A 6,949-nucleotide genomic window follows, 5' to 3' on the forward strand; every position below is an offset into this window, starting at 1 on the left:
GGTCATGCCTTTCGAACCACTCACCCACGAACCCGCCGTCGACCCCGGCCAGGCCTACGAGATCGCCCGCGACCTCGTGGTGATCCCGAATCTCGGCGTCGACCTCGTCCCCAACATCGGGGTCGTCGGCGGCGGACACTCGGTACTCGTCGTCGACACCGGGCTCGGCCCTCGCAACGCCGAAAAGGTGCTCGCCTTCGCGACCGAATACGCTCGCGGCCGCGAGCTGTATCTGACCACGACGCATTTCCACCCCGAGCACGCTTTCGGCGCGCAGGTCTTCGCCGACGAGGCGACCTATCTCCTCAACGGCGCGCAGGCGACCGATCTCGTCCACAAAGGACCGGGCTATCTGGAGATGTTCCGCGGTCTCGGCACCCCGGTCGCCCGGGCGCTGGAAGGCGTCGACCTGGTCGCCCCGGACGTGGTCTACGACGACGCGTACGAACTCGATCTCGGCGGACGGGTCGTCCGGCTGGAGGCGACCGGGCGCGCCCACAGCAAGGGCGATCAGGTGGTGACCGTGCCCGACGCGGGCGTGTTGTTCACCGGGGACCTGGTGGAGGCGGGCCAGTTCTCGATCTTCCCGTGGTTCCCGCCGTACGACACCGACGTCTCCGGCCGACGCTGGATCGAAGTCCTGCGCCGGCTGGACGCCACCCGGCCGGACATCGTCGTCCCTGGCCATGGCGGCGTCTCCGGACGCCGGATCCTGACCGACGTCCGTGAGTACCTCGAACTGCTGCGCGACGAAACCTGGAAGCGACGCGACTCGGCTCTCCCCGAAGAGACCATCGCCGCGGAGATCGAAGCGCTGATGATCGAACTTCACCCCGAATGGGAAGGCCGGGACTGGATCGCGAAGGGCGTCGGCTGTTTCTGCGCCGACCACTCAGGCCATGAGACAGCAAGCGCCGGTGAAACAGCCGAAGGCACCTCCGCTTGAGGCGTTCTTCCAGTTGTCGAAGTGATCGATGACGACGTCCACTTCAGCCTGCCCGGCGGCGGTCACGTCGACGCCGGAGTCGGCGAAGAGGCGGCGGATGTCGTCGGAAACGGCGTTCTTCATGGAATCTCCCTGGCGAACCTGCGGTGTTGGACAACGAAATCGTGCAGGTTCGCCCCTGCCGGCCGACAGTGCGAAGCACCATGGACGACGTGTGGCTTTCGACTGCTCCAAGTGGAGCAGGGAGGGTTACTTGAAGATGGCGATGGGATGGACGACGAGTTCACCGGTTTCGGGGTCCCAGTCTTCGACCTTGCCGAGACATCGCGCCCGGAACGCGCCGGAGGGCACGGAATCCCGCAGATCGCCGGTCACACAGGTGAACCGGATCCGCCTGCTCCGCGCCGGATCGTCCGGATTTCCGTACGGTGCGAAGAAGACCGTCTCGTCCGCGGTCTGTGAACGTTCGCGGAACAGGCCCTTCACGGAGACGAACGCCTCGACGCCGCGAAGCCGGGTCTTGAGCTGACGGGTGCTCTCGTGACCGTCGGACCAGCCGAGTTCCTTGACCAGCGCCCGATTGTGGGCCAGTTCCTGCTTCGTCAGGTCGACGTAGATGATGTCGTGATGCTTCTCCAGCACCTTCATCACGATGCCGATCACGGTGATCGGCTCGGCCTTGCGGATGTACCGCCGGAACTCCTCGTCGGTGTCGGTGCGCTCCGATTCCCCTTTCAGCGGGCCGAATCCACCCGATCCCCAGAGCCGCCAGCCCCGGCTCCGCCGCTTCTCCACCTCCTGTTCCAGCGCCTCGTTGTAGCGATGCAGCTGGTAGAGGCCCATCACGGATTTGGTGTGCAGGTAGAAGCCGATGCCCCGGATCATCCCCTGATCGCCGTCGGATCGCGCCCGGCGCCAGTGTTTGACGAAGACGACGATCGCGACGACGAAGGCGGCGACGGTCACCACCCAGACCGCGAGCCACATTCCCCAGACTTCCCACCACAGATTATCGGCAGCCACGGATCTCCTTGAAGGCTTCGAGCAGGGACGTCGCGTTGGCGTCGACCATGCGGCCACCGGTGGCCGCGGCCGCGCGGGCCAGCTCGGCGGGATCGGCCTCACCGAACCGGATGGCGTACGTGTGCACGCCGGGATCCCTTGGCGTGCGCAGGAATTCATCGACGCCCGGGCCGGTGTTGCTCTCGCCGTCGGTCATCAGCACGATCGAGACGTCGCGATCGGGTTCGGCCCGGCGATCGGCGCCGGCCCTCGCGTAGGCCTCGCCGAGCGCCGCCCAGACCGCCGTGTCGCCGTCGAAGTCGTCGCTCGCGACAAAGGAACGAAGAGCGTCGAGATCCTGCGGCCCGCTGACGGTGAATTCCTTGTCTCCCAGTATCTTCCCGCCGAAGCGGAGGACCGTGAGCCGCTCACCGCGATAGAACCTGTCGAACCCGCCGCCCGGGCCGCCGCTCAGCCCGTCGAAGGTCGCCCGGAGCGCGGCGATCCTCGTTCCCTTCATCGAGCCGGAGAAGTCGAGCACGAAGATCACGCGGCCGGGAGCCCTCTCGGCGTAGTCCTCCAGCAGCTTGTCCACGACGGCCGGGTCGTCCGGGAAGTACAGCGAGTTCCCGGTCGAGGCGGGCAACCTCGGATCGAGTCCCACCTCGCCGATGATCGGCCGCCGGAGCGTGCGGTCCATCAGTTTCTTCTGTGTCGCGGGGCTTCTGACCCACGAGACGACCTTGTCGTAGGCCTCACGCTTGGCCGGGTCGAGCAGCAGGATCGGGTACTCGGCCTGGACGATGCCGTCGCGCGGGTACACCAGTTCGAGCGGTGTCTTGAGCCTGCCGCTCGCGTTGAGGGTGAGCAAAGTGGACTCGTAGCCGATGATCGCGTCGGCGTCCTGGCGTTCGGCGAACCGGTCCACCAGCGCGGCCGAAGTCTCCGCCGTGAGGGCGTGCCCGGTGCGGAAGCCCCGCAGCTTGTCGCACTTCACGTCCTCGAGCCGCAGCGCCGCCCCGGTGCCGGCGGCGGCCGTCGCCACTCCGACGAGCGAGGTGAGCCCGCTGGTCGTCTTGGCCGGATCCGCCATCGCGAACCGGAACCCGCCGCTCGCCGCCGCGTCCGCCAGATCCGCCCAGGACAGCTTCCCGTCCGGTTTGCCACGGCGCAGCTCCGCCGCCTTCGCCGGATTCAGCCCGACGACGACCGGGGAGATCATCGTCTTGGTGGCCAGCGGCCGCTCCCCCTGGTCCGCGGTCCGCCGGAAGTCGAGCTGGAAGAACCGGTCGGTGGAAAGCCAGGCGAGATCATGCGCGGCCCTGCCCGGGACGAGGGCCGTGCTTTCGTTGACGGTTCCCTGGAAATCCATCTCCAGTTCGATTCCCGTTTCTTCGCGGAGGTCGCCGAGGATCGGCCCGAGATCCGCCAGTTCGGGACTGGCCAGCACGCGCAGCTTCACCTTCTCGCCGCCGCTCGTGCAGGCGGAGACCACCAGGAGCAGGCAGCACAGAAGTGCGAGCGGCCGCTTCACGGGCAGTCCCCGACGGTCTTGATCATCTCTTCCAGCACCGGGTTGTCCGGCAACGGCGTGGTGCTGTCGTCGCCCGCGATCTCCGGGGCCGTCAATCCCTGTTCGCGCAGGAAGTCGTACAGCTTCTCGCTTTTCGTGCTGCCCGCGGGGGTCGCGACGCCGAATCCGAGCTCCATCGCGCGGCGCTGGAGCTCGGGGTCGAACGTGATCAGTTCGCCGAGCCGTTCCGCTTCCGGCTTCAGGGCCAGGAACTGGGGTTTCGTCAGGATGTTGTCCTTCGGGTACAGCAGGACGCGATCGAGGTCCGGCCGCCCGCTCTCCGCCTTGGCCCGCAACTGCATCGCGAGGTACTGATGCTCGTAGATGACGACGATCGGCTTGTCGCCCTCGGCCAGGTTCGCGTAGGACTCCGACAGATCGGACGACGGGAAACCTTGCGCGGCCACGAGCGGTTTGACCCGGTTGGCCAGCGCCTTCGCGGCCGAGAGGTTCGGCGGACCGGCGGGCGCGCCGGCGGGCTGCGGGTCGACGACCGGGACCTGACGGCCGTTCTCCAGGAACGCCAGCAGGATCAGGTACGTCGCGCCCGAGTTGGAGTCGCAGATGTTCGACGTCTGGGCCAGCACCCGGTTCCCGTTTTCCGCGCCGAAAGCGCGGACGCCCAGCGAGTCCCAGGTCTGCCCGAGCCGCATCGCCTTGATGAATTTCTCGGTGTCCAGCGTGTAGTACAGCGAGTCCGGCCGATCCGGTGGTTTCGAGGCGATCTGCTTGCTCGCCAGCGTTTCCGCGTACCGGCGATAGGTCGCGAGGACGATCGGACTGGTGAACGGCTGCCGCGCGGAGCCCGTCCACTGATTCGCCCTCGACCGCAGGACCAGGCCCGCGGCGGGCTCCCCGGACATGAACACGAAGTCGTACTGGCTGAGATCGTGCGTGGCGACGTCCCGGGATCCCGCCCTGGTCACGTGGACGCGGATGTGATGGCGCATCAGGATTTCCTGGATCCTCGCGTCCTCGAAGAGATCCGATTTGGAGCCCATCTTGCCGCGCAGGACCAGCGTCTGCTGGAAGGGCACCACGATCGTCCCACTCACGAGCAGAACGATCAGACCGCTCACGGCGAGGGCGAGCGCGGGTCCGAAAGCACGGAGAAAACGGCGGCGAAGAAAGAACGCCGAAGGTTTGGGTTTGATGGTCAGCTGGGGTTCTTCACGAAGTGAGCTATCGGTGGTCACCGATTTCCTCCCCGATGTCCGGCAAGGCCCATTTTACCGGGGACCACCGACGGAAAAGCACGTCTCGATTCGGCTTCCGACCGCTTCGTGACCCACCCTCACCAGGCCGGGGAGCCGGACCGGTTAGTCTCTTCGGTGGCGAAAACCGCCATGCACCACGACGCCGGGAGATCTGAACCGCCATGCTGGACCGAGCAGTCATCGACGCCCTCTTCCCCGCCGACCTGCCCGAGCCCGAGCACTGGGAACAGCGTTACCCCACCCGCGAGCTCCCCGAGGGCGCCAAGGTCACCCGCTTCGGCCCCTCGCCGACCGGGTTCGTCCACATCGGCGGCGTCTACGTCGCCACCATCGACCAGGACGTCGCCCGCCGCAGCGAGGGCCGCTACCTCGTCCGGGTCGAGGACACCGACCGGTCCCGCGAGGTCGAAGGCGCCATCGACCAGTTCGAGCGTGGCTTCGCCTACTTCGGCCTCGCCGCCGACGAGGACATCCACCGCGGCGGCGACTACGGCCCGTACCAGCAGTCCGAGCGCGAGCAGATCTACCTGACCTACGTCCGCCACCTGCTCCGTGAAGGCCGCGCGTACCTCGACTTCGCCACCAAGGACGAACTGGCGGCGATCACCGCCCGGCAGCAGGCGACGAAACTGCCGACCGGTTACTACGGCTCGTGGGCCATCTGGCGCGACGCCGACCCGGCCGACGTCCAGGCGAAGCTCGACGCGGGCGACCCGTACGTCGTGCGGTTCCGCGCCCCGGACGACACCGGCGCCCGCGCCCGGTTCACCGACGCCATCCGCGGCCCGCTGGAGGCCGAGGCCAACCGCAACGACGTCGTCATCCTCAAGAGCTCCGACCAGAGCCCGCGGCTGCCGACCTACCACTTCGCGCACGCCGTCGACGACCACCTCATGCGCGTCAACCTGGTGATCCGCGGCGACGAGTGGATCTCGTCGGTGCCGGTGCACCAGCAGCTGTTCGAGGCGCTCGGCTTCGAGCCGATCACCTACGCGCACATCGCGCCGCTGATGAAGCAGGAGGGCGGCAGCAAGCGCAAGCTGTCGAAGCGCAAGGACCCGGAAGCGAGCGTCGACTTCTACATCGAGTCCGGCTACCCGACCAAGGCCGTCCTCTACTACCTGCGCGGCCTCGCCAACGGCCGGCTCGCCGAAATGCCGCTCGACCAGGCCCTGGCCGAGCCGATCAACCTGGACGAATGCGGAGTCGCCGGCCCGCTGGTCGACCTCGTCAAACTCGACGACATCTCGGCCGACCACATCGCCACGCTGTCCGGCGCCGAGATCCTCTCCGAGGTACGTGGCTGGGCCGAGCGGTTCGACCCCGCGCTGCTCGCCGTCCTCGACGCCGAGCCGGACCTCGCGCTCCGGGCGCTCGCCGTCGAACGCGACGGTGCCGAGAACCCGCGCAAGGACCTGAAGAAGTGGAGCGAGTTCCGCGCCGTCTACGGCTTCTTCTTCCCGCGGCTGCACGCCGCCGTCGCCGGTCCCGACGACGAGCGGATCGCCGCCCTCGGTGTCGACCGCGAGGTCGTCCAGGCCGTGGTGCGGGACTTCGTCGGGAACTACCAGCAGCTCGACGACGGCCAGGAGTGGTTCCAGCAGATCCGCGACGTCGCCGCGAAGCACGGTTTCGCGAAGAACGCCAAGGAGCTCAAGAAGAACCCCGAGGGCTTCCCCGGCTCCATTCGCGAGGCTTCGCAGATCATCCGGATCGCGATCACGGGCTCGACCCGGAGCCCGGACCTGCACTCGATCACCCAGGCGCTGGGGCGCGAGGAGACGCTGGGCCGGTTCTCCGGTCTCGTCGGCGAGTGACGATCGAGGGTGGCGATTCGGGTCCTGACGGACTCGTATTTAGCTACCCATTGGTGTGATCGGCGAGTGTGGAGGATTTGGGACGTTCAACGTCCCGGATCTTCCACGCTCGGTCTCCGTGGTGAGGGAGTCGGGGCGGTGAACGTCCTGAGTCTGTCGTCGGTGGGGGCCCTGTTTCGGCGTGGTGGTGGATGGTGGTGTGGTCGACGGGGGAGGATTCCGGACGTTGAGCGTCCGGAATCCTCCCCCGTCACCTCGTCTGGCACCCGTCGCGCCTGGCGCAACCTTGATCAACGGAGATTTGGGACGTTGAGGGTCCCGGATCTTCCGTTGATCAAGGTCCCAGACCGGGCATCCCCGGCGACGATGTATGTATTGGGACGGTGAACGTCCC

At 67.3% G+C, this 6,949-nt stretch carries 6 protein-coding genes; 2 read left to right on the forward strand and 4 right to left on the reverse strand.

The window, feature by feature from the left end:
- Positions 1-4: 4 nt before the first annotated feature.
- Positions 5-946 carry an MBL fold metallo-hydrolase gene (locus ACFWMR_RS32220; protein ID WP_378381097.1) on the forward strand — a complete coding sequence of 314 codons (942 nt, stop codon included), beginning with the start codon at positions 5-7 and terminating at the stop codon, positions 944-946.
- Here the strand turns inward: ACFWMR_RS32220 and ACFWMR_RS32225 are convergent.
- The 4 genes from ACFWMR_RS32225 to ACFWMR_RS32240 form a co-directional block, all read right to left on the reverse strand.
- Positions 893-1,069, reverse strand: a complete 177-nt coding sequence (locus ACFWMR_RS32225) for a hypothetical protein (RefSeq protein ID WP_167406053.1) — start codon at positions 1,067-1,069, stop codon at positions 893-895. The genes ACFWMR_RS32220 and ACFWMR_RS32225 overlap by 54 nt on opposite strands.
- Positions 1,070-1,195: 126 nt before the next feature.
- Positions 1,196-1,969 carry a hypothetical protein gene (locus ACFWMR_RS32230; RefSeq protein ID WP_378273888.1) on the reverse strand — a complete coding sequence of 258 codons (774 nt, stop codon included), beginning with the start codon at positions 1,967-1,969 and terminating at the stop codon, positions 1,196-1,198.
- A complete protein-coding gene (locus ACFWMR_RS32235; RefSeq protein ID WP_378381098.1) occupies positions 1,956-3,482 on the reverse strand; it encodes a vWA domain-containing protein in 1,527 nt (508 codons plus the stop codon). Before ACFWMR_RS32235 ends, ACFWMR_RS32230 begins: the two co-directional genes overlap by 14 nt.
- Positions 3,479-4,717, reverse strand: coding sequence for a hypothetical protein (locus tag ACFWMR_RS32240; RefSeq protein WP_378381099.1), 1,239 nt, complete (start codon positions 4,715-4,717; stop codon positions 3,479-3,481). The genes ACFWMR_RS32235 and ACFWMR_RS32240 overlap by 4 nt, the downstream gene beginning before the upstream one ends.
- Positions 4,718-4,899: 182 nt before the next feature.
- Between ACFWMR_RS32240 and ACFWMR_RS32245 the strand changes: the two genes are divergently transcribed.
- On the forward strand, positions 4,900-6,555 hold the full coding sequence (locus tag ACFWMR_RS32245; RefSeq protein WP_378381100.1) for a glutamate--tRNA ligase: 1,656 nt from the start codon (positions 4,900-4,902) through the stop codon (positions 6,553-6,555).
- Positions 6,556-6,949 lie beyond the last annotated feature (394 nt).

Source organism: Amycolatopsis thailandensis (assembly GCF_042723255.1).
Classification (GTDB): Bacteria; Actinomycetota; Actinomycetes; order Mycobacteriales; family Pseudonocardiaceae; genus Amycolatopsis; species Amycolatopsis thailandensis.